The sequence below is a fragment of the Legionella beliardensis genome (assembly GCF_900452395.1).
Lineage (GTDB): Bacteria > Pseudomonadota > Gammaproteobacteria > Legionellales > Legionellaceae > Legionella_C > Legionella_C beliardensis.
In genome coordinates this window covers 2,822,006-2,848,122 of the sequence record NZ_UGNV01000001.1, presented here as the reverse complement: position 1 = coordinate 2,848,122, position 26,117 = coordinate 2,822,006, and the positions used below count along the sequence as shown (strand labels likewise).

Sequence of the window (26,117 nt, the reverse complement as noted above, 5' to 3'; positions counted from 1 at the left end):
GTTATAGATTTTAATAGATGCGTACCCCTTGTTTCATTTTTGCTCAATTTACTATGCTATAGTATCTATTAAAGAATTATTTTAATCCCTTTTTAATTAAGTTATTGAAAATAAAATTAATTTTATACTAGGGTCAATAATCATGGAAGATATGTCTATTACTTGCCTAAAATTAAGACTAAATGAAGAGCAAATCCTTATTGATTTAAATCAAGTTGAAGTGGTTTTAGCAATTCCAGAATTAGATAACCTACCTAATGAAGATGAGGCTATTGCGGGTTTACTCAATTTTCACACGCAATTTATTCCCGTTTATCATCTGGCAAGCCTTATTGATGAACCAAAACCGGTTTATGATTTAAATACGCCAATCATTATTTGTTCCTTAAAAGGAGGACTAATAGGGATGTTGGTCTCTGAGGTAATAGAAGTATGTTTTATCTCAATAGATAATATTCAAAAATCTACATTATCCTCGCCTTGCTCTTATGTAGCTGGCATATTAAAAGACAAGAAAGCGTCTGCTTGGTTTCTTGATGTAGAAGAATTAATGCATTTTCACCAACTTAAACTTAAACGCCGCCATGAACCCGTTTCTTCTTAAGCTTGAAAAATGGGCTAAAGAACATTATGGCCTTTGTATTCACAACCATACCTTAGAGCCCGTCCAGCATAAACTAAAGCATTTATTAACTATAAGAAATTTAGATGAAAAAACGTTTTTTGAACAATTAAGCTCAGGCCAATCAGAATTAACTCAAATTGTAATTGATATTTTAACGGTACCAGAAAGCTATTTTTTTCGAGATTCTGTACTTTTTGCTTTTTTAAAAAATCATTATTTACCCAATCTAATTCTTAAAAAAAGACTTAATCACCATTTAAATATAACTATTTGGAGTGCAGGCTGTGCACGAGGGGAAGAAATTTACTCCATTGCCATTCTTTTAGTAGAGCTTTTGCCTGATTTAAAGCACTGGACTCTTAATTTGCTTGGCACAGATATCAATAAAAATATACTTAATGACGCAACAAAAGCTACCTATACAAAAACAAACTTACGCGCAACTGAAACGAAGCTTAAAGATACCTATTTTACAACGCATCACAATATGTATTCCTTAATTCCAACCATTCGCGACTTAGTTCAATTTAAATATCATAATCTAGCCAATCCGCAAAAAATGACGCGTCAATTTGATTTAATTATTTGTCGCAATGTTTTTATTTATTTAACGCCTGAAGTAATTAATAGCTCACTTAGGTATTTTTATGACAGCTTAATGGAAGATGGAATTTTGTTTTTAGGCCATTCAGAATACCCGCACCAATATTCATCAAAATTGGCTATTTGCTTAGAAAATGATGTTTGTTTTCTTAAAAAACAGGGAGAAATTAAAAATTTATCCCTGCCAGTAATCAAGCAGGAAGAAAAAAAGGAATTGGAATTAACTAGTCACTCGTTGCTAGCAACGATTGAATCTCATTTGCAAAAGAGGGACTATACTCAAGCCTTAGAAGAAATTAATCTGTACCTTATAAACTGGCCTAAAACAGGTCTTTTATTAAGATATAAAGGAGAATGCTTATTACAACGGAATGAACTATCCGCTGCCCACTTGTGTTTAATAGAATCCCTTAAATTTGATCCTCTTAATCCGGTTAGTTTCTTCTTTAAAGGCTTAATCGAACTTGAGACAAAAGACGCAAGGGCTGCAATGATTTCGTTAAAAAAGGCGTTATATATAAAAAATAATTTTCCCGAAGCAGCTTATTATCTTGGCTTAATTTATTTACAAGAGGAGGATAAAGGGGAGGGGACTAAGTGGCTTAGGAAAGCCTTGCAATTTGCCGAAAAATTAAATGAGGGCTCCATTTTATATACTTTAGATACGCGAGAAAATTTTATCAATGCTATTTGCTCGAGTATCTCCTATTATGAGAGATGAGGCTATGAAGGATCAATTATTAATAAGTGAAAAAGCCAAAGCCATTTTAGCAAGTCGAAAAGCAATTATTGCTGAGAAAAAACTGGATTTTACCTATCAAGAAGAGAGCTCTATTTTACTTTTTAAAATAGATAGTCTGCAAAAATATGCCCTTCCTTATCAACAAATTGAACGTGTCATACCTTTTCAACAAGTCACTTACGTGCCTGGGGCTGCTCCAATTTTTCTAGGGATAATTTATTATAATACTGAAGTATGGCCTGTAATTAGTTGCGCGCGACTTTTTCAAATACAAAATGAAGAGTCTATTTCATCGTTTATCTTATGTAAAAAAGGCATGCAGCAGCTTGCCTTATCAGTACATGAAGTTTTAGATCAAATGACTATGCAAAATTCCGAGGAACTCACTCATTTTGCCAATGAACAAGTGATGGATGGAAATACTTATATTCGTGGAATTTACCGAACTGACATAGCAATAATTGATATAGAAGCTATATTTAATGTAGTGAAAAAATTCAGTGTAATCTGATGTAGACAGGGAAATTAATTGCTTAGCTAGAATCTGTATGATTTTTTAGTATTTTATTGGAGAACGTTTCAGCAAACTCATGAATGGAAGCAATCATGTTGGAAAGTCAGAAAGAAAAATATAAGAGTGGCCCATTTAAACTAAGTATCGTGCTTGCAATTTTTTTAGTGATTAGTTTTATTATTCGTTGTATTACCTTTCAGTTTGACTACCTGTTACTAAAGTCTACTAATTTGGTCATTTTATCATTATCTATTTTTATGACTTTATTGCTCATTTATTCCTTATATAGGCTTAGACGGTCTGATGAGGACTTGTTTGATGAATTAAATGCTAAACTAGATGCTATTTCAAGATCGCAAGCCATCATTGAGCTCAACATGGACGGCACCATTATTACGGCGAATGAAAAATTCTTAAAAACCTTAGGGTACACCTTAGATGAAATTAAAGGCAAACATCACAAAATTTTTATTGATGAAAAATATATCAATTCTGAAGAGTATCAAGTTTTTTGGGCAAAATTAAACCGAGGCGAAAATATTCAAGCAGAATTTAAACGAATTGGCAAAAATAATAAAGAAGTATGGCTATTATCGTCATATAGCCCAATTTTTAACCGTCAAGGCAAACCAATAAAAGTCATTAAAGTGGCCACTGACATTACAGAACAAAAAAAGCAACGTATCGATTTGGAAAACGTGTCTAGGAAACTTAGAGAAATCGGTATAAAAATCATGGAAGAAAGCAGTGAAATTTCTGTAGGTGTACAACAACTTGAATCTACCGTTTCCGAGCAAGTGACTAGTGCTTCACAGCAAGCGGCAGCCGTCACGCAAATCAGTACAACTATCGAACAGATAAAAGCCACAACCAGCCAAACGAAGGAAAAAGCTAAGCAATTAGGCGAATCTGCCAACACCACGACCACAGTGAGCGAGAAAGGTCGGCAAGCCATTAAGGTCATGACCACGTTTATTGAAACACTACAAAATAAAATGCAGCAAATTTCAGCAACAATTTTAAGTTTGAATGACAAAACACAGCAGATCAGTGAAATTACCGAAGCCGTAGCAGACATTGCCAAGCAATCTAAAATGTTAGCCTTAAATGCATCTATAGAAGCAGCAAAAGCTGGAGAATCAGGTAAAGGTTTTGCAGTAGTTGCTGGCGAAGTTAAGGATTTAGCAGAGCGCTCACAACAATCTACGGAGCGTGTTCAAAAGATTCTACAAGATATTCGCCAAACTGCCGAACATGCGGTTATGGTAACTGAAGCAGGAAACAAAAGTGTGGAGGAAAATTCTAAACAGGTTAAGCTAACTGATGAAATAATCAATTCTTTGGGCAACGTCATTGAAGAAACATCAATAGCATCTATGCAAATTGTTTCAGCCGTTCGTGAAGAAGCGATTGCTATTGAGCAAGTAGATGTCAGCATTAAAGAGATCAATAAAGTAACCAATCTATTTAGTTCTGCTACAGAGCAAACTAAAAATTCAACGATTAACTTAAGCAAAATTGCTGATTCATTAAAAACAACCGCAAGTCAATATGGGCTTAAAGAGTGGCAATAAGTAAAAGATAATGTATGGATGAAAAACTTCAAAAAATTCTATTAGAGACTTTTAAGGTTCAATTACAAGAGATTCATCAATCCCTTATAAACGCCTTGCTTTCGATTGAAAAAATCAATAAAGAGGGTGCATTAAAAGCCACGTTAAAAGAATTATTTCGCTATTCTCATAATATTAAAGGAGCTGCAGCTTCGGCATCTATTCCTGCTATTGCAACGATAGCTCATGGGTTAGAGGATTTATTTCAAGAATGGCGAGAAAAAAATCATTTCCCTGTGCGAGATGAAATTGATGCCTGTCTGCAAGTCTCTGATAATCTGTTATTGGCTTTGAATCAATTTGATAAAGGGGAAACCATTGATACAGATCATTTTCTAGCGCCCCTTAAAGGAGAAAAAGAGAGTGCATCTTTTGAAAATGCCAAATTCGATGATTTTATAAAAATTCCTCTTCATCGCATTGAAAGGGCCAATGCCAAAGCCAATGAGTTTATCATCTATCGTCTGAAATTGATGAATTGGTTTAAGACTTTAGAATTTTGCCTTAAAGAGATGAATAATTCACTGGAATTTAAATCCTTATCGTTATTGCCTGCTATTAAAACGTTAAATAATATGTCTGCAGAAAGTGGACAATTTCTAGGTGAATTTTCACGAGCGATACAGTGTTTACAAGAAGAAGTGAAAACGATGCGAATGATTCCTGCCTCAATGCTATTAACCCCCTTAAGTAGAACTGTTCGTGATATCTCAACAAAATTAAATAAATCAGTTGAATTTGAAGTCTATGGTGGCAATATTGAATTAGACAAAGCTATCTTAGATGCCGTTAGAGACTCATTACAACATTTAATAAGAAATGCCATTGATCATGGCATTGAAGACGATCGTGAGCGTAAAAAAGCAAATAAACCAATTCCTGCAAAATTGCGTATGGAAGTATCGCAAAGTTCAGGAAAAATCATTTTAAAAATCATTGATGACGGCAAAGGGATAAATATTTCGCAAGTGAAGCAACATGCGATAGACACGGGATTATATTCGGAAAATGAGTTATTACATGCAAGCGATGAGCAAATCTTAGATTGTATTTTTGCGTCTGGCTTTTCGCTACATAAAGGGGTAACTGAAATTTCTGGGCGGGGTGTGGGCCTTGATGCCGTTAAAAATGATTTACAGAAATTAAAAGCAAGTATTGAAGTTAAGACGGTTGAACGTCAAGGTACTTGTTTTACTCTCACGCTGCCACTAACGTTGGCTACAACACGAGGTGTATTTTTCAAACTAAGCGAACAAACGTTTATGCTCCCTAGTTTATCTCTAAAAGCACTTTATGACATAAAAGTTAAAGACTTAAAGTGGGTTAATAATCAGTTGACTTATGTCGTTAACCATACACCTGTTCCTGTAGTGAGCTTAAATTATCTTTTAACTCGTGCAGAAGAAGCGTTAGATAGTGAACAAGATTATTGCGGCTTATATATTGATTACCCTGGAGTTGATCTTATTTTATGGGTTAATTCTATCGTCAGTGAGCATGAGTGTGTCATTAAGCCGCTTCCATCGCCTTTCTCCCAATTGCCACAATACATTGGGACAACATTAACGGGCGATAGTACCCTGGTTTTAGCCTTAGAACCCCACAAAATTATCGAGATGGCTTTATCCGAAGGCCTTCACAAAGAAAAACTATATCAAATCCAAGAATCCAAAGAAGGCTCTCGCAAAAAAGTGCTCATTGTAGATGACTCTTTTACTACCCGTAGCCTCTGTGCAAATTCATTAGAAGCTGCTGGATTTAGTACCATGACTGCTGTCGATGGCAAAAAAGCGTGGGAACTATTACAAAAACATTCTTTTGACTGTGTGATTACTGATCTAGTTATGCCAAATCTTGATGGGTTTGAACTCACTAGATTAATCAAAAAAAATAAAAAACTCGCGCAAATTCCCGTTATTATTATTTCATTGTTAAATTCTACGGAAGATAAGGAACGTGGCTTGGACGCAGGAGCCAATGCATTTTTTGCCAAAAATGAGTTTGATACCCATTCATTGATTGAAACAATGAGCTTATTACTATGAATAAACCTATTAAAGTACTCATTGCCGATGATTCAAAAGTCTCTACCCAACTTCTTGCCGCCATACTTGAAGAGGCAAGCGATATACAAGTGATTGCAACAGCTAGAGATGGAATTGAGGCTATTCAACTTACCAAGCAACTTAAGCCTGATCTAATCACCATGGATATATTTATGCCAAATATGGATGGGATTGATGCTACCAGAACAATTATGGCAGAATGTCCTACCCCTATTATCATAATAAGCTCGCAATATAATAAAACGATGGCTGAAAATAGCTTTAATGCATTAGAAGCCGGCGCTTTATCCATCATTGAAAAACCTAAAGGTCCTGCTGCAAACGATTTTGCAGAAGCCAAAAAATTCATTCTCCATTCAATACGTGCTTTGGCCGGTGTACCTGTAGTAACTCGAAAACGAACTAAACCCTTAGACTCATCTCCTCCAGAACCTAACATTGAACAAAATTTTAAAATTCTAGCTTTAGGCTCATCAACAGGAGGTCCTGCAGCCCTAAGTTGTATATTGCAAGGTTTATCAAGTGATTTTAATCTCCCTATTGTTATAACTCAGCATATTACTAAAGGGTTTTTGGAAGGATTAATCAGCTGGTTACAACATCAAACGCCACTAAAATTAGAAATTGCTAAACACCGTCAACTACTTAAACCTGGGCATGTCTATTTTGCCCCGGATGATTTTCATCTTACTGTTGCAAGAGGTTTAGTAGAGCCAATTGCTATACTAGAAGATAGTATGCCAATTAACCATTTCAAGCCTTCTGCCAATGTATTATTTACATCCATTGCAGAAAGTTATCCCAATAAAGCCATAGGCGGTATTTTGACCGGTATGGGTCGGGATGGGGCAGAAGGCTTACTTTTAATGAAGAAATCTGGCTGCTATACTTTTGCCCAATCGAAATCTACTTCTGTCGTATTCGGTATGCCGGGTGCCGCTGTGGAAATGCAAGCGATTAATAAAATCATTGATCTTGAGCAAATTTCCAAATTTTTAGCTAAAATTTGTAAATAATGGAGGAGAAATGAAAATTTTAATCATGGATGACAGTGCTACAGCGCGTGCTTTATTTAAGGCCTGTTTTCGCAATAAACCAGATTATGAAATCATTGAAGTAAAGCATATAGATGAAGCGCTGGAAAAGGCCAAAATGAATCAGCCGGATTTAATTGTTCTAGATTATAACATGCCAGAGCTTACTGGGAGCGAAGCTGCCCAAATAATGAAAAAAAATGGTGTAAAAGGGCAATTTGTTCTCTTAACAGCTAATACGCAGCAATCAGTTGTTGATGAAGCAAAAGCTTTAGGGTTTTTAGATGTTATTGAAAAGCCTGTTTCTTTAGAAAGTATTGATTCATTATTAGCAAGGTTAAAATGATTCTAACAGCAAGTCAGGAAGATGCGCTTAAAGAGATAGGGAATATTGGCGTAAGTAAAGCAGCCAAACAACTTTCTTTATTACTGCAATCACCGATTAAAATTTCAATTCCTCAAATCTCTTTTGTAAAATTACAAGAAATTGGTGATTTTGGACAAAAAGATGAAACCTTTTCTTTCGTTTACCAGCTGCTTTCAGAGGATTTACAAGGCTACGTTGCTTTAGCATTAAAACGTGAACAAACAAACCTGTTAACGATGTCAGTGTTAGGCAAAATTCCTCAACTTACTCAAGAAGAAGCACGGGCATGTGAGCAAGAAGCGCTTTTAGAAATTGGCAATATTATTATTAGTTCATGTATTACCACGATAGTAGACTTAATGGCAAAAAAAGTGGGCGTAACGCTACCCCATTATGATGAAAATAATATCGTCACGTTATTGAAGCATTTATCTGCTTCGTTTCCTAATCCATTAGAGAAAGTACTTATTGTATCTACCATTTTAGATATGCAAAAAGATACGATCTCAGGAAATTTATTTTTAATATTAACCAATGATTCTACTCAAACCATATTAATGGCAATTAAAGAATTGATTAATGAAAATGATTAACCAAGCTGTTTTTGAAAAAATTTATAATAGCCTACCTTTTGGCCTTATGATTGTAGATAAAGCTTCTACAATCAAATCTTGGAATAAGTGGCTAGTTAATAACACTCAGATTACTGAGGAGCAAGCTATTGGAAAAACTTTAAAAGCCATGTTTGGTGAGAATTATTTTAGTTCTCGTTTTAATTGGGCTTTAGAGCAAGTGCTTAATTACAGTCACCCACAAATTTTATCCTCCACGCTCAATGAATACCTTTTTCCAGTGCCAATAGTTAAAGGCCCTTTCGGAGAATTAGATAAAATGCAGCAGGAAATTCATATTTTACCCATTTATGATGATGACAACCTGGCATTAATAATAATTAAAGATGTCACTCAAAGAGTTCACCTAAAAAATACGCTTATGACCATCGCTGCAAAATTTGAACAAAGCAGTTTCGTGGACATACTGACAGGCTGTTATAATAGACGTTTTCTTTATAAATACTTAGATGCAGAATTAAGTAATGCGACGCGGCATGGTTATAATATCTGTTGCTTCATGTTTGACATCGACTTTTTCAAAAAAATTAACGACGAATTTGGGCATGACGCAGGTGATGAAGTATTAATATCTTTTGCTAGTATAGTCCGTTCTCTTCTACGCCCTAGTGATTATTTCTTTCGTTATGGAGGTGAAGAATTCATCGCTATAAGTTCACGAATTAGTATTCAAGATGCATTAAATATGGCCCAACGTATACTCAAAGAACTTCGGCAGGCCAAAAAACATGGCAGGGTTGAAAAACAATTAACATGCAGTTGCGGCATGTCTTACTGGACAACCGCCGCGCCCACCATTTCTAGTGAAGAATTATTAAGTTTAGCTGATATAGAATTGTACAAAGCCAAATCCCAAGGAAGGAACTGTATTAGTATAGATAATAAAAATGTTTTTGGATAGTTGACTAGTTTCACGATTATAGAGCAAACTCTAGCATCAATCGCGTTACCCTACCTGTCGATCATATTTTTCGTATGTAAATAGTAGGGCAGGTGGGCTGCGCTTACGGTTGCAGGTTTGGCTTTGGCTCGTCAATTTTGCTGTCTACACTTCTTGATCGTAAGAAGTCTTTTATTTTTTGTCTCGGCTCTTGTAGAGATTTTTCTGCTAATTGCTTTAACTTTTTAGTGTCTTGTGCTGGTAGTAAGGAATACACTAAAGCAGCTTTATCCGTTGTCTGATAATAATCGTTATCAGAAGAAATTTTACTAGCTACCTTAATAAAGCCTAATGATTTTAATAATCCTAAATCTTTTTGCACCCTAGCATTGTGAAAATTATGAGGCCCATTACCATTAATATTTTTAGGTTTATAGCCATCAAAATAGCGAGAAAGAAAATAAGTGGTTTTGCAAATGTCTTTAAAATTTGCTTCTGAAACTCCAGGTGAATCAAAACAAATTTTCAGTAAAATTTTAGCACTATCACTTAATTTATTGTAGCGTTCTAGTATATCTTTTTGCTCTTGAGTTCTTATAACATTTTGCCCTGGGAAGAAAGTACAATGACTTTTGCCTTGGTTTTTTTGTCTTTTTTCAGAAGAAAAATTTGCGCTAGCTCTTCTGGCCTCTTCATTTACACTTTCAGAGGGATTGTCATTAAACTCTGCTGACGTGTTTGTTGTTTTTGCCTTTTTGTGAGGATGAGATGTACTTTCTGGTATTAAATTATCATTATCTTCTGCCGTATAATTAGGCACACTCAGGCGCCTTTCTTTAAATAGATTTATACAGTTTTCTCGGGTAGTTGGATTAAGTAAAGCTTGACGTGCTTCATTTATTAAATTAAATCCAGCAGTATATAATTCTTTTTCTAATGATATATGCTTTTTGTCAGGATGATAATTTAGGGCAAATCTTCGATACGCTTGTTGAATCAATTCATCAGTTACAGGAAGATTAACATCCAGCCCTAGTATCTTAAAATAGTGCGGGTATTCATTTCTTTGTTCATAATTAAAGGTTTCATTAATTATTGCTTGTTTATGTTGTTGAATGAGCTCGTCAGAGCTAAGATACTTATAGGCTTTGGTATATTGTTCAATTTCTTTGTTTAATATATCAATGTGCGCGTCAATTTTAGCACCTTCTGCTAGCATATCCAGCGGGTCTTTTAACGCTAAGCCTTCTCCTAACCTAGATAATTGCAGTTGATTTTTTTTGCTTCTAATTGTGCAATTACAGTATTAAATTTATCCTGTACTGCATCAAGCGTTACATCATAAGAAGTCAAACCAAGTTCAGCAAATGCATTATATACCATAATATAATTTGTGATATCAGTTTATTCAAATTGAATATAATTTTATCATATTATTGTTATTGAGTGAATATTAATAAGGGCTTCGATGGCTGCTATATTAGGATAAATACATTTAAAGTTTAGTAATATCAAGGTGATATTTAATAAATATAAGTTAGGCTAAACAAAGTGCAGTCCAACAAACAATCCTTGGGCAGCGTGTTGCTTAGCCCAAGCCTCGGTAAATAGGTATTAAGTACCCTCTAATTGGCAAAGAATTATTAACGCTGACATTCTTGACATGCCCTTGATTCAATTGAAGAATAGCTCAGTTAATTTGGTTACCTTTCAAATCTACTTACAAACGTCTACTTAAGATGGTGCTTATTTACTTAGGATGGTATTTATGCCAAAAAATATTAATGTGCTTACATCATTGCGTTTTTTTGCAGCGCTTGCTGTTATTTTCGAACATACTAGACACTTTTTTACCTTTACAGATCCACTAAAGACTGACATTCCTATGGCAATTAGTGTAACTTTCTTTTTTGTACTTTCAGGCTTTATCTTGACGTATGTTTACCAAGACATAGAAAAAAGCGGAAAGAAATTTGATTTTTACGCGGCTCGTATTGCTAGAGCTTGGCCTTTACATATTGCCACTTTACTACTCGCTTTCTTTTTATTGCCGCTTGATAAGACGCTCTTTCACCAACCACATTATATTGCTACGACGCTATTAAATGCATCACTTTTACATGCCTGGGTTCCTTATTCTACGGTATTTTTTTCTTATAATTCTGTATCTTGGGCAATGTCAGTTGAGTTATTTTTCTATATTATATTTCCTTTTTTAGGTGCAAACTGGTCAAGAAAATGGCTTTTAAAATCTAGTTTAATGCTTCTATTCTTAATACTTTACCTTTGCTTTATGACTTACGTATACATTCATAACCGTAATATTGATCTAACGGGAATAACAAGCGTGATTCCTTTTAGCCGTTTAGGTGAATTTGTAGGTGGTATGATAGCAGCACAGATATTTATTAATTTAAATAAAAAACATATTTCAGGGGGGATTATTCTTTGGAGTATTATTGAGTTAATTACTGTAATAATTGCTTATTATTATGCAGCAAATATTGTAAATTTTTCTGCTTGGGTTGCAAAACATACTATTAGTGAAGTCTTGGTCATGTATACGGTTACCTCAGGGACTGCACCTATGTTTATGGCTTTGATGATGGTATTTGCGTTTCAGAAAGGCATTATTACAAAGATATTATCTAAGGATTTATTTGTTTTTCTAGGAGAATTAAGCTTTGCTTTGTATTTAACTCATAATATTTTAATATTATTTCTTGTTGAACATAAGGCTAATTTAGCATTGTTCTCTGATCCTATACTTTTCTTATTTTATTCGATTGCTTTATTTTTAGTGTCTTACGTGCTTTGGGAATATGTACAAAAACCTACACGTAAAATTATTTATGTTTATTTGCAGACTCGAGTTAAAGAAAATTTAACCGCACTATTTAAGAAAAGATATAAAAATATACCAGAGCCTAACTTCTAAAGTATTGCTTTATGGAAAGAAACTTATTTAAATTAATTTTCTTTCCTAAGTATCATTTTTTTCTATCTAATTTGTTTTAAAATTCAAATGATTAAAATATAATTAGGCAAAATTCCAGCTTTTAAATAAAACCGGCTGGAGCAATCTAAGTTGTTCTAAGAATTATTTTGAAAGGATATCCTGCAAGCGTATTTTTTCATATTTGTCCCCAAGATCAGAGTTAAGGTAAATTAATCATTATGAAAGAGCCTATTGATTCAAGCTTATCTAGAGGTTTTCTAAATACACTAATGTCTGCGGCTTTTTCGGAAGATATTACCCTGAAAGCTTACGAAAATACGGACCATTCTTTTCTGCTAGCGAGAACATTAAGGGCAGGTACCTTAAATGGTGTGGAAACTGAATTGGCCTATTTTGAAAATGCACCTGGTTATATTTTTATTAATCCTACAACCTTAATCAGCAAAAAAATTCCTTCTAAAACTATCGCGCAATTGCCTGGAAATGATTGGTCAGATCATCCTACTCTTTTAGTCTCTGTACAAACACAAAAAAAAGCCACGATTGCTCCTCATGGCCTTTTCTCAGTTAATAGTTTCTCTTCGACAGATGCGCTATCTCTGCTGACGCGATTGGTTCGTCTGGAGGGTCAAACTAGTAAAAAATTATCGTTTGCAAAAAAAATGGCAGACTTAGCGACTTTTCTGCAGGTAAACTGGGAAAATACCATCTCTTCTGTAGAAAAAGAAGTTAGCGTAAAAGCAGGGAAGACGTTAGTGTCTCCTGCAATAAAGGATCTGAGAAAAAAATTTTATAAACCTTACAATTTATATTTTCATAATAAGCCAGATTATAGTTCTCTCCTTTTTTCTTTTGATGAGTTTATTGCGCAGTTAGACCGCTCTAACCAATTGGAAAATCCGACGCTAAATATTTCTTTAAGCCCGCATCCATTGGCTAGAATAATGGAGCAACATTTGCAGCAAAGAGGTATGCCTAGCAAAACAGTCTTTAATAAAATGCTACTTAATGAACTGCAAACAGAATTGCAAAATGATTTATCATATCCTACAAAAGAAAAGAAAAAACAAGCTGAAATTAATAGGATTAATAAATTAAAAGGGCTCTTTTTTTGCGCTGAAGGCAGTCTTTCAAAAAGTTCACGTCAAGTAATTAACTATGAAGAATTCGGTGGAAAATCCATTTATGAGCGCTATTGTGATTATTTTGATACAGGCGCTAGGCATAATGAACTTGCAAGTCGCGTATATCCTTGGGAAATTACGGGGATGGAATGGGGAAGTAGTGATGCGTGTAGAATTAATGCCGTTGCCAATACCATTATTATTACGGAGCGGAAAAAAAGTCTTTTGCAGGAATTAGACGAACAAGGTGTCAAGCATCCATTATTTATTGATTTTATGTTAAATAAATTATCAATAGAGAATCCTACATTAGATTATAACGAGCTAAACAATTTATATCAGCAGAGACAAAAAGAAAATCTCGACTATTTAGCTGAAATATTAACAGAAATAAAATTGCAATGCCTCAATCCTGTTTGCATTTATGAGTATTCACCCACTAAAAAAGAACTGACAAATATTACCGCCTTGGTTGCTAAACCACAGCAAGCTCTTCTTCCTGTTAAACGCAATAGTATTTGGAAAGAAGTTAATCGACAGGCTGAATCGAATAACGTAGAAAAATTTAGAAAAATATATCAAGCTGGAATCAGTGCTTATAGTGAATGGTTAAAATGTACCACAGTTATACCTCCTTTAAGTGGTATAAAAAAATTAAATGTGAGAATAAAAAATTTAAAGCTTACTCAATGGGCAAAATTTTGGGAAAGAGATTGTCTGGATAAAAACTTTAAAGAACTTTTGCAATATTTAAGTGACAACGTTATTAATCAACCTTATCTGGACGAAAAGCGAGAAATAACGGATACCAATGGTTTTATTGTCTACCGGCCAAACCATGATGTAACTCACTCTTCACGAAAATTATCCTATAAAGACTATATCATTAGAGCCCTATTAGGCTCTACCCTCGAATGTTATCAAAAAAGCTTAAAAGAGCTTACGCCAGAAGAAAATGCTTGCTTGAATTTGCTTATCTTTTTATACCGTTCAGGAAGAACAAATGAGCTAGGATCAGCCGTAGATGCTTCGAATGCAGAGCGTTCTGCTAACCTATTTGCAATGGTTACATTGCAATTGGGTTTTAATGCCGAGTTAGTAGCAAGTATGAAGATGTGTTTTAGCTATCTGTCAATAGGCACCTCAATAGATAGTTATTTTAGCGAAGGTTATACTGGTGATGCAAATGTAAAAAAATACAAAGCATTTTTAGTGTATAGAATAGCTAATATTAGCCATGACCTAGATTTAGTTAGGTGCAATAGTTGGCGATATTTTTTTGAAACTGAGGATGTTTATCTTAAAGCAAAAAGCTTAGATCCTAGCATAAAGAATTTTCAATTTGATATTATCAAACAGATGAAAATATTCTTTCCAAATGATAGGGAAGCGCAAGCGATTACCAATAAATTATTAATACTTGCAAAAAAATCTTGCGAAGCATCAGGAACACCTGTTTTTTATGAAGGATTTTCTTCATCGGAGAAAGTATCTGATTATAATGAGCCGATTAAAGACCCAATACTTATTAATTTATTTAAAGACAAGTTTGATCCAAAATTACCTTTAATAGATATTAAAAGTTACTGGACTGAAAATGTAGCCCAGTGTCTTGATGCTTTACATGAAGTAGCAGAGAATTTAGAGGGTGAAAGGAATTATTCTTATGCCAGTAATTTCTCAATGTAGGGATCTCAGTTTTGGTATCCATATTAAATTGTATAGATGCCATAGCTGGTTTAATTAGTTAAAGCCCATTAGACTTCAAATCAAGCACTCAAAAGTGCATTGTTGGTGACTTATAATCGTCAAAAACCACAACGGTCGTGCTTGCTATACATTCTTTATGATGGCTTTGGTCAATGTACCCAAACTCGGCTACGTTTAAAGTATAGCTATGTCCAAGAGAGCCACATCCTAATGTGAAGAGGTATTTTTCAAAGAATTTATGTGCTATCTCATTGCTATGATGCGGTCTTGCGGCAATAGGGTATGGTATAGCCTGTGTTTGAACGTGGTTAATTATAGCTTTTAATAGTTCTTTGCCAATACTTTTATGGAGTACTTTATCTTCTGCTTGGTAACATCGAGACAGCATAGATGATGCTGAGATTATCATCTCTTTTATTTCATAAAATGTCCCACTCATGCCAAAGAAGGTATTAGAATAGCCGCCATAAGTGCGCAGACCACCGCCTAAAGCCATACCCTGTATATTCTCATTATCATCCTCGGCAATAAAAAGAGCGAAGCCATTTTTTTCCAAATTACTGCCAGTTTGTTCAGTGATATTTTTTTCTAAAAAATTTATCATGTCAACAATAGATTCACGCCAGTGGTAGCGTAAGTCAGAGTTATGCATTATAGAATAATTTTTATCAAAAAATTCTTTATAGGTGTTTTCCCAGCCACGCACAATAGCTAGTATTTTTTGCTTTTCAACTTTAAATTGCGCGTAGCTTAATTTTCTTACCTTCATATGATGGGCATCCTTTTGTATGAGTTGAGGTTGTGTATAGTAACAGCTAAGGTTTAGGAAATTAATAAAGAAGTGCTAGCAAGTAGCCCGAGTGAACGAAGTGAAACCTGGGTTCCGGCCCTATGGGCCTGCACCCAGGCTACATTATATTTTTAAACGGCGTTTAAATTTTGAGGATTATATTTCTCTTCACTTTCATCACTAGAATCAGTTTCTGGTGCTGAAGTGGCAAACAAACCATTTCTATTCTGGCTATATGAAATGATACTCGTATTTTTTTTGGCAGTGTCTACATTGCTGTGGTTTACGTGTTTTACTTTACCAAGAAATATATCACGTAAGTTAGGGTATTTTTCCTGATATTTTGTTTCTAAATAATCAGGATAGGTTCCATACTCTTTATAGTATTTATACCAATCATTGAGTTCTTGCTCTTCAAACATGGACGGTTTGGATTGTTCATACTTATTTTTTAGATGCTGATATAAATAAAGAAATGGCTTAGCAATTTCGTTTGCTGCTAAAACGGATATTAAAAATGCATGACTTATTATAGATTGCTCACCAGAAAACAACCCAGTAAATTGTGGCTTTTTTGGATCTTCCATTATTATTCCTTTTTTAATTTATATTGCTACGGTATTCCTTGATTTATTAAAAAATTACAAAAGGCAACACCATGCCCTGCTATCTTCTTCCTTTAAGAAATGCTCATCCTCAATTGTTTCTTTGCTAAATAATAAGTTAAGTTCTTCGGCAAAATCTGCTTTTAATTTTTCCTTTTCTTTTTTAATTGTTTCTTCTAAATTAGCAATAGCTAATACTTTATCCGCAAGTGCTTTAGGTATTTGTATAATTTCTAAATTATTTTCTACTATCTGAGATAAAGAATCAGTTCTATTAGCTCTTGAGGCATTGGCGTGAAAAATAACATCATCGCTGTTATAAATGACTTAATGAGAGGGAATAAAACACTCAGTTATATAATGCCCCCCATCATGAATTGCATCCATTAGATCTTCGTAAATTTTCATTTTATATTTTATAACGTGAACAGGCTCAAATATGTCATGAGCTTGGCTAAGTAAAAGCCATTCTTGTTTTAAGCAAGCTTTTTCTTCGGTTAGTTTAATAATACCAGTGATTTTTTGAGCAAGATTTTTAGAAATTTTGACTTCTGTAAGTGGTACAATTGTTTCTTTATCAACAAGGCTGGCCATTTTATTACGAGGCATATCACTAGCTAAAATATAATGTTCTGAATTCAGGATTGCCTGTCTAGAAGGTATAAAGACTTCAGTAATATAGCGACCTCCCCCGTGAACTGCCTCTATTAGACTTTCATAAATTTTTATTGAATATAGAAAGGCTGGTACGGTATCAGTATTTTTTATAACTAAAAAAAAATTTGGGGAGTATTCTAGCTTTTGCTCCATAACCTCGCTTCCTAATTAAATTATTTAATAAATGCTAAGCATATGTAAAATAATATAATTCTACAATTAGTTACTATTAGTTACTGGTTCATCTTAATCATTGGTCTACTTATATTCCTTGATATTTCCAATTTTAAAATAATGAAAATTTAATTTGATGTGGGCTTGAAGTATGATTACACCTTTCTTTAAGAAATGTATTTGAAAATGAGAGTTATTATGCTGCAATTACGAGTTATATTTTTTGCTTTACTCATCACCATGCATGCCCACAGTCAAAACGCTTACTTACCACCAGTTTTTGAAGATTCCAAGCGAGTAGAAAAAATAAAAGAGCTTTTTCCAAAAATTTTGCAAATATATCAAGGATATGCAGAAGAACATCATATTCCAGGCTTTGCATTTGGCATTATGGTCGATGATAAGCTCATTTATTCTGGTAGTGGTGGCTATAGTGATCTTAGCAAGAAAACACCTGCTTCGCCCAAATCAATGTTTCGTATTGCCTCCATGACGAAAAGCTTTACCGCGATGTCTATTTTAAAGTTGCGCGATGAAGGCAAATTAAGGCTAGATGATCCAGTTGATTGGTATATTCCTGAATTAAAGGATCAAAAGCTAACGCATGATGCGCCTTCTATGACTATCAGGCACTTATTAACTCATTCTGCAGGGTTTCCTAGTGATAATCCATGGGGTGATAGACAGTTAAGTATGACACATAAGGAATTTGTGAGTTTGCTAAAAGGGATTTCTTTAGCTAATACCACCGATTCAGCTTTTGAATATAGTAACTTAGGTTATGCTTTATTGGGCATGATTATTGACAAGGTATCAGGTATGCCTTATCAAGATTATATTGCTACCCATATCTGGCAGCCTTTAAATATGCAGCAAGTGGCTTGGGATTTTGCAAAAGTTCCAGCACCTGAATTGGCGCAAGGTTATCAATGGGCTGATGGAAACTGGACACAAGAACCGATGTTATCTGATGGTGTCTTTGGTGCGATGGGTGGCATGATTACGTCGCTTGAAGCATTTAGTCATTACGTTGCCTTATATCAAAATGCATGGCCACCACGTGATGATGTGGAAACTGGCCCAATTCATAGAAGCTCATTACGTGAAATGCAACAAGCCTGGCGATTTAATCAATTCAATAAGGATTATAAATTTTTAAATGGCGAGCCTTGTCCTATGGTTGAAGCGTATGGTTATGGCTTGCGTTGGCTTTGTGATTGTGAAAAGAAAACCTATATAGGACATAGTGGTGGGTTGCCTGGCTTTGGGAGTAATTGGTTTATTTTGCCTGACTACGGTATTGGCGTGATTCTCTTAACCAATGTCACTTATGCTCAGGCAGCTGATATTAATATGCAAGTGCTCCATACACTGGTCAAAGAGGCAAAACTACAATCTAGAAAGTTGCCAGTATCGCAATTATTAAGCGCGCGCCAAAGTGCTTTAGTTAAATTATTGCCTGATTGGAAAGGTGTTGAAGCCAGTGGCTTATTTGCGGATAATTTTTTCTTAGACTCTTCAATTGCAGCACGCAAAAAAGAGTCAGAAGCCTTGTTTAAGAAAGTAGGTAAGATCGGTCAAATTAACCCCTTTATTGCCGAAAGTGAGCTACGAGGGTATTTCATTATCAATGGGGAGCAGCAGGATATCAAAATACACATTGCTTTATCGCCAACCAATCCAGCACTAATTCAGGAATATCAAATTGAAGCAGTAAAACATCAGACAAGAAAAGGTTAGGGGGCGTTACATAAACTATTAGAAATAACCACAAAAGATAACGCGTAAGCTGTGCCAATAAGCATGCTAGCTAATTGGCAACCTAGCTTACTAGAAGAGATCAATGTCTTGATTTAATTCTTTTTTTGCTACTCGCTGAGCAACTAGCGTGTTAATTTTAGGTGGTAACCCGTTTAAATCTAGCGAATCAAGGAAAAATTGCTGAGCCAGCTTGTCTTCACTCTCGTTTATTAAAAAAAAATCATAAGTTAATCCTGTTTGATCGACTAATACATAGGCAAATTTACTTTTTATTTTATGCGGTATTTTTTTTATAGCTAAATTAGGTTTAAGAACAGGTTCTCGTGGTATGTATTTTTTCATTCTAAAAACATAGGTAAGATACTTATCGAGTTGCGAATCATTAATGATGAGCCCGCGCTCTTGTATAAGTTCTTGCAAATTTGCATAACTTAATCCATAAGTTTTATACCAAAAGTATAACAAGGGGCTTATATATCTTAAGATTCGTTTATTCGTTTGATACCAAAAGAAATCATAAATTTCAAAATAGGCTCTCATTAAATTATAATTGCTGTCCAGAACAATAGACCACTAAGTAATTATTAGTTATTAAAGTATAGATGATGGCCTTAGGCTTCGGCAAAGCTAATCCAGTTCTACAGAGCACACGGGTGGCCATACAAATACTATTGTTGCATAAACTATCTTTAATCGTATTAACTAAAATTTAAGATTCTCAAACATTGCTACTTGAGTTAGTTTCTTAGAATCAGCGGCAAAAATAAATTCATCTATATACTCGCCTGAGCCCACCTCGCCATCTTTTAAGGTAAAATTAAAATGGAAGCGAGCGGTATAGTGGTTTTCGTTTTCTTGGCTGATAAATAATTGATGAAATACAGTAGTAGCTTGCTCGATTTGTGGCAGGAAATTATTAAAAAATTGACTGGCATCTACTTTACCTTGTGAGGTAGAAATTACGGTACCATTTTCGGCAAATAATGAGGTAATGTCTTCAGGATCTGCCTTTCCTAAATCAATAATATATTGATGTATAATATGTTCACGCTCAGCTTTTAATTCGGCTTGGTCAATTTGTTGTGCAGCGACATACTTATTAGCCAAAATGAATAACAATGCCGATGATACTAGTTTAATTTTCATAAGATACCTTCCATCAGTGAATAGAATCAGTTGATGTAGGCTACTTTATCTTAGTTTCAATTATATTTAAAATAAATAACAGCTATTATTGTTATAGGTATTATTTATGCTTCCTTCTCCGGCAGAGTTAGAGTATTTTCTCGAAATTTCTAAAGTACTTAATTTTTCTCGTGCCTCCGAACGGCTAGGAATTAGTCAGCCGTCTTTAAGCTTGGCTATGAAACGCTTAGAGCAGTCATTAGGAACGATGCTTTTTGTCAGACATAAGCATGGTGTTTCTTTAACGCAAGCAGGAAAGCAACTTGTTTTGCATACTCGGCAATTATTACAATATTGGGAAAAAACGAAAGCAGGTGCTTTGGCATCTGAACAGGAAATACAAGGTTATTTTAAATTAGGATGTGCATCAACAATTGCAATTTATCTAGTTTCTTTAATTCTTCCAGACTTATTGGAAAAGCATCCTAAATTGGAAATCCATTTAAAACATGATATTTCTCGTAAAATTACGGAAAAGGTCATTAATCTCTCCATTGATATAGGTATCGTAGTAAACCCTCTAAAACATCCCGACCTCGTAATTCGAAAATTATGCAATGATAAAGTTACGTTTTGGACGGGAGAGGGGCTGCGAGAAACGCAAAATATTTACTCAAAGAATGCGATTATCATTTGTAACCCTGAACTACCTCAAGCGCAATACCTTTTAAAAACAATTAAAAAAGCAGGGATTGATAGTAGGCGCATCATTACAACCAATAGTTTAGAAGTAGTAGCCAATCTCACCTCAAAAGGCACTGGTATTGGTATAATTCCTACACGCGTGGCTAAAGCCATGCATCCTGATTTATTAAAGCCTGTTCCCGGCACCCCTAGTTATGATGATGAGATAAGCCTTATTTATCGCAATGAAAATAGAAATGTGCAGGCCATTCAAATGATAATTAATGCAATTAAAAATCCTCTCTTATATACGTGATTTTGTAAGTAAAAATTGCTAATTTAATTAGTTAAAATATTACCGTTTCACAAATGCACTAAGCGACTTCCTCTAGATGCTCTTTAAACCAGGCAATAAGAATGTCTTCTCCTAAATTATCGTAAATATAATTGAGAAATAAGTTTAAGGAATTAGTAAATTCACTTGGTGAATAAGCTAAAGTAGAGCGCATATTCGGCTCATGATGTAGAAAACGACCAAAGAACGAATGACAAAAATCGTGATAATCGCGTGTTAATAAAATAAACTCATGCCACATATTATCAATAGCCCGCATTTCTTCATGCATGACTGGGATAAAATTTAATTTTGGCTCATTTGGATTATTTTTGCAGTCCCACCAATGCTTTTCGCAAAGCCATAAGTAGCGTAGCATATCAGTAAAGAGTAACTCTGCACGCGTACTGTCTTTGGGATGATTCTGCTTAAAGCGTTGGATAACCGCTGTATTATTATAAGCTAACACATTGGATAAAGTGGGTAATTTAGCCATAGTAGTTCCATTATTGATGTATAAAAACTTATCCTAAATTTAGGATAAGTCTAGAAAATTTAGCCTACGCCGCGACAACATTTACATTCAATAATGCCCTTAGCGAGTTTTGCGTTAATGATTTTGTTAATTAATACTTGCTTCATCATTTCCTCCTTCTTGTTAATGACGAATTAAGTATAAAAAACGGTTTGGCATTTAACTATAAAGCTAATAATATGGCTATGATAAATTTTATTTATATCAAACTAACATATCACAAGTGTGATGAAGGGCATGCTCATAAAATGCTTAATTTGATATGAAATTATTAATTGCTTCTTCTTAAGCTCCCTTACATTAAAGATTTTAATAAGGCTTTTACACTGGGGTTTATTTCTGGTGTAAAATACTCATGAGCAAGAAATCCGCATGCCTTGCAATTGTTTATAAATTGAAACAAGCTATCAAAAAAGCCATCAACATTAATAAAGCCTATTTTTTTATTTATTTGACCTATTTTTATAGCGTTACACGTATCAATAGCTTCTTCGAGAGTACCTAAGCCACCTGGGACAACTACAAAGAAGTCTGCTAATTGTTGCATTAATTGTTTTCTTTCTTGCATGGAGTCAACCACATAAAGCTTATCCAACGTGGCAAGAGGCTTTTCTTTATCGATAAGATAATTAGTAATGACACCAATGGCCTTACCGCCACGCGCCTTAACTGTTGTAGCTAAAAGGCCCATTAAGCCAAGGCTTGAACCTCCATAAACTAAAGAAAGATTTAATTTAACTATTTCATGGGCAAGTTCAATAACTGCGTGTTTAAAAGAATCATTATTGCCAGGGTTTGCACCCAGGTAGACACAAATTGTTTTCATAAGTAGGACAATTGCTAGTTAATGAAGGTGTACTAGTTTACTGTTTTATTTGAAAAAACACGTATAAATTATGCTTATCACTTAATTTTATTTGATAAATCATTATCGTACTTTGAATTACTTAATTAATGGCGGGACAGAGTAAAGATAGGTTTTGTTATAGCATTTAAGAATTGATTGCAAGGATGAGTAGTTCCAGAAAGTCCGGATCTTGGTTTTACCTTAATCCGGATTAAGCTCATTATATAGAGCTATATCATGCCTTAAATTACGAGACTTTGTGAAATGTACACTTATTCTCATTTCCTGGTATAGGCGTTCCATCAGTGTTGACCAGATTGATATTAAGAACAAGCTCGTTTCCATTCATCTTAAAAGTGGTTTCAAAGATACCAGCCATTAGGTCTAGCTTAGGACCATCGACCCAACTCGTAGCTGCAAACACAGATTGTCCTTTTAAGACAGTTCCTGCAGCATTCCAGGTAAGAAGTAATTGAGTATTTGAAGAGAACGATTTATCAGATGAAGATTCACTTATCATTTGACCTATGCCGTATGATTGGCCATCTAATTCAATAGACTTATCATCATTACTAATGACTAGCGTAGTTATTTCGTCATCTGCTGAACAACTTCCAGACCAGGTGCCGGAAAAATCAGTGTATTTTTGTTTGATGTTATTTTTTTGAGCAGTAACGGATGGGTTGTGATGGTTTTGTATTGGTGAATATTTATTCCAAAAACTAGCGGCAAAAGAAGAAGTAATCAAACAGCTTCCTAGTACAACAGTACTAATAGTTTTATTAAGCATTAAAACCTCCAATAATTAATTATGTTTCAATATCTCAACAAATCCGTTTATTCCTGAATAACTAAGCTCTAGTTGTTCAAGCTTGCTCTAATAGTTACCGATTTCAAAAGGTTTCTATCAGGCCAAATCTAGTTTATAAATTTTTTATCTAGATTTACTTACCATCAATTAAGGTTTGCAAAGGTGCTCGTTTACAACCTAGTTGTCTTGATGAGCGTGCTCATTATTATCGTAATAAAGCCATCCGTCCAGTTTTTTTTTGCGCCTTCTATGGCTTAAACTGCTTAAATCAATGGACTATTTTGCCTTCTGAAGCACATATCGAGCGTTTTTATTTAGAATAAATTTAATTAAATAGTTAGACTTGGTTTAATCCTTGGTGAATTAAAGGATCCCCTTCATTCCATAAAACAATTTGCTTTATTTCTTTAATTTTCCAGTCATTATGTTGTGTTTTAGTTAATATAAAATTATAAATGACATGGGAGTTAAACTGTTTACCGTCGCGGCTTTTTCTATAAATCAATGCGTTTAATCGACAGTAAGTTGTGCTTCCTTGGCAATGAATCTCTAAGTTTGAAAAAAAATGCTGTGTTTGCAAATGCGCTAATGCTGCTTTTCTAGAATCAACGTAGTCTTTTTTCGAGTACGTTCTAATTTCGTCTCGTAAATCATGATAATTACAATAAATATCATCAGCCAAAGTATCTTCTAACCCCTGCCAATCTTTTATATCAAAACTAGTTGCAAATTTAGATAATAAGTTAGATATAGAAAGCATTCATTTTCCTTATAGGTTTAGCGCACTTAAATATTGCTAGTTTTTGTATAAATCATTATAAATTAGGCTAAATTATAAGATAGAAAATTGCTAGTAATGTATTAGCTAAGTCCGACTTAGGCCTCCTATTGACCCAATGTTAATCACTTTATCTGCTAAGCTTTAAATAATTGGCAAAGGAGTGCATCGTTATGAAAAGGATTTTACTTAGCTGTGTTGGCCTTATCTCAACTAGTCTTTGGTCTGCTGGCTCTGAATGCACCAAAGAAGGGGCTTTAAAAAACAATAATGCATGCATGCCAGTGATATTTGTTATTCGCCATGCAGAAGACACGCAAACAGGACCGCATGCCTTAACGCCAGAAGGGCAAAGACACGCAGAATTGTATGCTAAATTTTTTCCAACTTACTTAAGTAGCGCTCATAATGTAGGCGTAAATAAGAGCCCAGTATGTGTATGCCCTATTAGTAAAATTATAAGTATTAGTAATAAGGGCGGTAACGTTAGTCCCCGCAATCCTAACCCTAATCCAAGTCCAAACCCCTATGACACGGTAAAAAAATTAAGTGAGGCTTTAAATATTCCTATTACCACTGATAATGGCCAAAACCAGTATTGGAGTAGTTTTCAATGGGCTGATGACGCTAAGAAAAAGCTCTTAGATAATAAGGGAAATACAGCACAATATTCCGTGGTGATTGCTTGGGATAAGCAGGGTTTAAATCCAACTGAAGATGATTATAATAAATTGGTAAAATGGCTTACTCCGCCAGAGTCTAATGTGCCATTCAAAGATTTTACCCCATTGCTTAAAAATTTCCCTCAAACGCTACCAAAACCAGATTCAATTGCCTTTGAACCTTTAAGAACCAATCTTTGGGTCTATTCTGATCAAAATGACCAGGGAAAATTTAACAACCTAACTTTTTATCAGCAACTATTTTATAACGCCGACTGTAAAACAGGCGCTTCATCAACACCGACTCTTAATTCGGAGTGTTTGGTTGCTGAGGAGCGTAGCTATTAATTAGATTGGTTAAATAAAATCTAATAAGAAACGATAGTGAATCGAAAGGGTGCCACTAAATATTGTTTTTTATTTGTTCTTAATCATTACTTAATAATTAAATTGTATAATTTAGCCACATTCGGCTGCTAAGGTTTATTATGAAAAATAGTATATTAGAAGTTTATCAGGATTGGTTAAAAAATTACTGTGAAAGAAATAAATCTGGAAAAGTGAAAAGTATCGCAGAAAAATTAATAAAAGATTTAAACAAGGTTACAACGCTTTCAGAAGCGTTAGCACTTTTCTCTGCCATTATTGAGAATAAACAACTGAATGACTCTAGTCTAGCAAAACGTCTGACTTCTTTGTTTCAAAAACATAACCTAATTGAAGAAAATTTTTATAAAAAAATAAGCGAGTGGCAAAGTGACGCAAAAAGACGACTATCACTCATCGAAGAAGTTGAAGAAAAGTTAAATATGCTTAATCCGAATATAGATACACAATCATTAATTACTTTACTAAAAAATGTAGTAGCGAATAAAGATGATTTATTACTTAACCAGAAAGGAAGAAGCCTTTTAGAGTGCTTATATAAATCAAATTTACAGGCTACTTTAAATTATTTAACAGGAATAAATAAAGTTAGCCAAGTGTCTTCATCGCAGGCACAGGGGGCAAGTGAGCATACTTTTATCTCTGAAGAGATAGATAGTATACATGCTGAGTGCAAAAAATTAGTTAGCCAAGTGTCTTCATCGCAGACACAAGGTATGTTCAGCCAGACAAGTGAGCATACTTTTATCTCTGAAGAATCAATAGATAGTATACATGCTGAGTGCAAAAAATTAGTTAGCAAAATGGCTGCCAATTTTGATGAAAGAAACAAGGATTGGGAGAATTTAAATAGTTTATTGCAAACTGCAATTCCAATTTATATCGATATAAATGATTCCGCCTCTCCTGTCGCTCAATTAAGCTAAGGGAGAAAGGTTGGCTTAATGGCCATTTTGTATGTTCGAACGCTTAGGTTTGATTGCTTTAGTTAGTAATCAGACCTAATAAATTAAGTATGAGGCGGGTTCAACGTGCTAATACAACGGCTCTCTCAAACGTTCATCCTCAAGTTCTTTAATATGTTCATCTTTACTCCTC

The 26,117-nt window shown here is 34.4% G+C and carries 25 protein-coding genes; 15 read left to right on the top strand and 10 right to left on the bottom strand.

The features are described from left to right. Nucleotides 1–142: 142 nt before the first annotated feature. The 9 genes from DYE47_RS12575 (at nucleotide 143) to DYE47_RS12535 (ending at nucleotide 9,097) form a co-directional block, all read left to right on the top strand. A complete protein-coding gene (locus DYE47_RS12575) occupies nucleotides 143–604 on the top strand; it encodes a chemotaxis protein CheW (protein ID WP_115303653.1) in 462 nt (153 codons plus the stop codon). Continuing rightward, nucleotides 585–1,949 carry a CheR family methyltransferase gene (locus DYE47_RS12570; RefSeq protein ID WP_115303651.1) on the top strand — a complete coding sequence of 455 codons (1,365 nt, stop codon included), beginning with the start codon at nucleotides 585–587 and terminating at the stop codon, nucleotides 1,947–1,949. The genes DYE47_RS12575 and DYE47_RS12570 overlap by 20 nt, the downstream gene beginning before the upstream one ends. A gap of 4 nt (nucleotides 1,950–1,953) precedes the next feature. Beyond that, entirely contained in the window at nucleotides 1,954–2,481 is a 528-nt protein-coding gene (locus DYE47_RS12565; RefSeq protein ID WP_160149901.1) for a chemotaxis protein CheW, read from the top strand. A gap of 95 nt (nucleotides 2,482–2,576) precedes the next feature. Further along, nucleotides 2,577–4,058 carry a methyl-accepting chemotaxis protein gene (locus DYE47_RS12560; protein WP_160149900.1) on the top strand — a complete coding sequence of 494 codons (1,482 nt, stop codon included), beginning with the start codon at nucleotides 2,577–2,579 and terminating at the stop codon, nucleotides 4,056–4,058. A 14-nt stretch (nucleotides 4,059–4,072) separates the two neighbouring features. Next, the gene (locus DYE47_RS12555; RefSeq protein ID WP_115303646.1) at nucleotides 4,073–6,142 is read left to right on the top strand and encodes a hybrid sensor histidine kinase/response regulator; all 2,070 of its coding nucleotides are present in this window, start codon (nucleotides 4,073–4,075) and stop codon (nucleotides 6,140–6,142) included. Further along, the gene (gene cheB, locus DYE47_RS12550; protein ID WP_115303644.1) at nucleotides 6,139–7,179 is read left to right on the top strand and encodes a chemotaxis-specific protein-glutamate methyltransferase CheB; all 1,041 of its coding nucleotides are present in this window, start codon (nucleotides 6,139–6,141) and stop codon (nucleotides 7,177–7,179) included. Before DYE47_RS12555 ends, cheB begins: the two co-directional genes overlap by 4 nt. A gap of 10 nt (nucleotides 7,180–7,189) precedes the next feature. After that, nucleotides 7,190–7,543: a response regulator gene (locus DYE47_RS12545; RefSeq protein WP_115303642.1), complete on the top strand. Its 354-nt coding sequence runs from the start codon at nucleotides 7,190–7,192 to the stop codon at nucleotides 7,541–7,543. Next, nucleotides 7,540–8,157: a chemotaxis protein CheC gene (locus DYE47_RS12540; RefSeq protein ID WP_115303640.1), complete on the top strand. Its 618-nt coding sequence runs from the start codon at nucleotides 7,540–7,542 to the stop codon at nucleotides 8,155–8,157. The genes DYE47_RS12545 and DYE47_RS12540 overlap by 4 nt, the downstream gene beginning before the upstream one ends. Further along, complete coding sequence (locus tag DYE47_RS12535; protein WP_115303638.1) at nucleotides 8,144–9,097, top strand: sensor domain-containing diguanylate cyclase; 954 nt, start codon at nucleotides 8,144–8,146, stop codon at nucleotides 9,095–9,097. Before DYE47_RS12540 ends, DYE47_RS12535 begins: the two co-directional genes overlap by 14 nt. 103 nt (nucleotides 9,098–9,200) lie before the next feature. Here the strand turns inward: DYE47_RS12535 and DYE47_RS12530 are convergent, their stop codons facing one another. Next, nucleotides 9,201–10,295 (bottom strand): J domain-containing protein, encoded by a 1,095-nt coding sequence (locus DYE47_RS12530; protein ID WP_115303636.1) that lies wholly within the window; start codon nucleotides 10,293–10,295, stop codon nucleotides 9,201–9,203. A gap of 549 nt (nucleotides 10,296–10,844) precedes the next feature. On the opposite strand from DYE47_RS12530, the gene DYE47_RS12525 reads away from it, so the two are divergent. Together DYE47_RS12525 and DYE47_RS12520 are read left to right on the top strand one after the other, a co-directional pair. Beyond that, the gene (locus DYE47_RS12525; protein WP_160149899.1) at nucleotides 10,845–12,014 is read left to right on the top strand and encodes an acyltransferase family protein; all 1,170 of its coding nucleotides are present in this window, start codon (nucleotides 10,845–10,847) and stop codon (nucleotides 12,012–12,014) included. A 239-nt stretch (nucleotides 12,015–12,253) separates the two neighbouring features. Continuing rightward, complete coding sequence (locus tag DYE47_RS12520) at nucleotides 12,254–14,848, top strand: SidE phosphodiesterase domain-containing protein (RefSeq protein ID WP_115303632.1); 2,595 nt, start codon at nucleotides 12,254–12,256, stop codon at nucleotides 14,846–14,848. Nucleotides 14,849–14,936: 88 nt separating this feature from the next. Here DYE47_RS12520 and DYE47_RS12515 read toward each other — a convergent pair whose 3' ends face one another. The 3 genes from DYE47_RS12515 to DYE47_RS12505 all read right to left on the bottom strand — a co-directional run bounded on the left by DYE47_RS12515 (nucleotide 14,937) and on the right by DYE47_RS12505 (nucleotide 17,074). Then, a complete protein-coding gene (locus DYE47_RS12515) occupies nucleotides 14,937–15,638 on the bottom strand; it encodes a hypothetical protein (RefSeq protein WP_115303630.1) in 702 nt (233 codons plus the stop codon). 152 nt (nucleotides 15,639–15,790) lie between these two features. After that, the gene (locus DYE47_RS12510; RefSeq protein ID WP_115303628.1) at nucleotides 15,791–16,246 is read right to left on the bottom strand and encodes a hypothetical protein; all 456 of its coding nucleotides are present in this window, start codon (nucleotides 16,244–16,246) and stop codon (nucleotides 15,791–15,793) included. Nucleotides 16,247–16,591: 345 nt separating this feature from the next. Beyond that, nucleotides 16,592–17,074: a hypothetical protein gene (locus DYE47_RS12505; protein WP_115303626.1), complete on the bottom strand. Its 483-nt coding sequence runs from the start codon at nucleotides 17,072–17,074 to the stop codon at nucleotides 16,592–16,594. A gap of 219 nt (nucleotides 17,075–17,293) precedes the next feature. On the opposite strand from DYE47_RS12505, the gene DYE47_RS12500 reads away from it, so the two are divergent. Then, on the top strand, nucleotides 17,294–18,835 hold the full coding sequence (locus DYE47_RS12500) for a serine hydrolase domain-containing protein (protein ID WP_115303624.1): 1,542 nt from the start codon (nucleotides 17,294–17,296) through the stop codon (nucleotides 18,833–18,835). A 90-nt stretch (nucleotides 18,836–18,925) separates the two neighbouring features. Here the strand turns inward: DYE47_RS12500 and DYE47_RS12495 are convergent, their stop codons facing one another. Together DYE47_RS12495 and DYE47_RS12490 are read right to left on the bottom strand one after the other, a co-directional pair. Next, entirely contained in the window at nucleotides 18,926–19,396 is a 471-nt protein-coding gene (locus tag DYE47_RS12495; protein ID WP_115303622.1) for an IS6 family transposase, read from the bottom strand. A 162-nt stretch (nucleotides 19,397–19,558) separates the two neighbouring features. Then, a complete protein-coding gene (locus DYE47_RS12490; RefSeq protein WP_115303621.1) occupies nucleotides 19,559–20,002 on the bottom strand; it encodes a nuclear transport factor 2 family protein in 444 nt (147 codons plus the stop codon). 106 nt (nucleotides 20,003–20,108) lie between these two features. Here DYE47_RS12490 and DYE47_RS12485 point away from each other — a divergent pair, with 106 nt between their 5' ends. Next, complete coding sequence (locus DYE47_RS12485; RefSeq protein WP_115303619.1) at nucleotides 20,109–20,981, top strand: LysR family transcriptional regulator; 873 nt, start codon at nucleotides 20,109–20,111, stop codon at nucleotides 20,979–20,981. Between the two features lie 58 nt (nucleotides 20,982–21,039). Here the strand turns inward: DYE47_RS12485 and DYE47_RS12480 are convergent, their stop codons facing one another. From DYE47_RS12480 to DYE47_RS12465, 4 genes are all read right to left on the bottom strand, one after another. Next, nucleotides 21,040–21,495, bottom strand: coding sequence for a glycine-rich domain-containing protein (locus DYE47_RS12480; protein ID WP_115303617.1), 456 nt, complete (start codon nucleotides 21,493–21,495; stop codon nucleotides 21,040–21,042). Between the two features lie 334 nt (nucleotides 21,496–21,829). Beyond that, complete coding sequence (locus DYE47_RS12475) at nucleotides 21,830–22,360, bottom strand: LOG family protein (RefSeq protein WP_115303615.1); 531 nt, start codon at nucleotides 22,358–22,360, stop codon at nucleotides 21,830–21,832. Between the two features lie 268 nt (nucleotides 22,361–22,628). Beyond that, complete coding sequence (locus DYE47_RS12470) at nucleotides 22,629–23,171, bottom strand: hypothetical protein (RefSeq protein WP_115303613.1); 543 nt, start codon at nucleotides 23,169–23,171, stop codon at nucleotides 22,629–22,631. A gap of 358 nt (nucleotides 23,172–23,529) precedes the next feature. Next, on the bottom strand, nucleotides 23,530–23,952 hold the full coding sequence (locus DYE47_RS12465; RefSeq protein WP_115303610.1) for a nuclear transport factor 2 family protein: 423 nt from the start codon (nucleotides 23,950–23,952) through the stop codon (nucleotides 23,530–23,532). A 191-nt stretch (nucleotides 23,953–24,143) separates the two neighbouring features. Between DYE47_RS12465 and DYE47_RS12460 the strand changes: the two genes are divergently transcribed. Together DYE47_RS12460 and DYE47_RS12455 are read left to right on the top strand one after the other, a co-directional pair. Next, on the top strand, nucleotides 24,144–24,980 hold the full coding sequence (locus DYE47_RS12460) for a hypothetical protein (RefSeq protein ID WP_115303609.1): 837 nt from the start codon (nucleotides 24,144–24,146) through the stop codon (nucleotides 24,978–24,980). A 140-nt stretch (nucleotides 24,981–25,120) separates the two neighbouring features. Continuing rightward, on the top strand, nucleotides 25,121–25,945 hold the full coding sequence (locus DYE47_RS12455) for a hypothetical protein (RefSeq protein ID WP_115303607.1): 825 nt from the start codon (nucleotides 25,121–25,123) through the stop codon (nucleotides 25,943–25,945). Nucleotides 25,946–26,117: the final 172 nt, after the last annotated feature.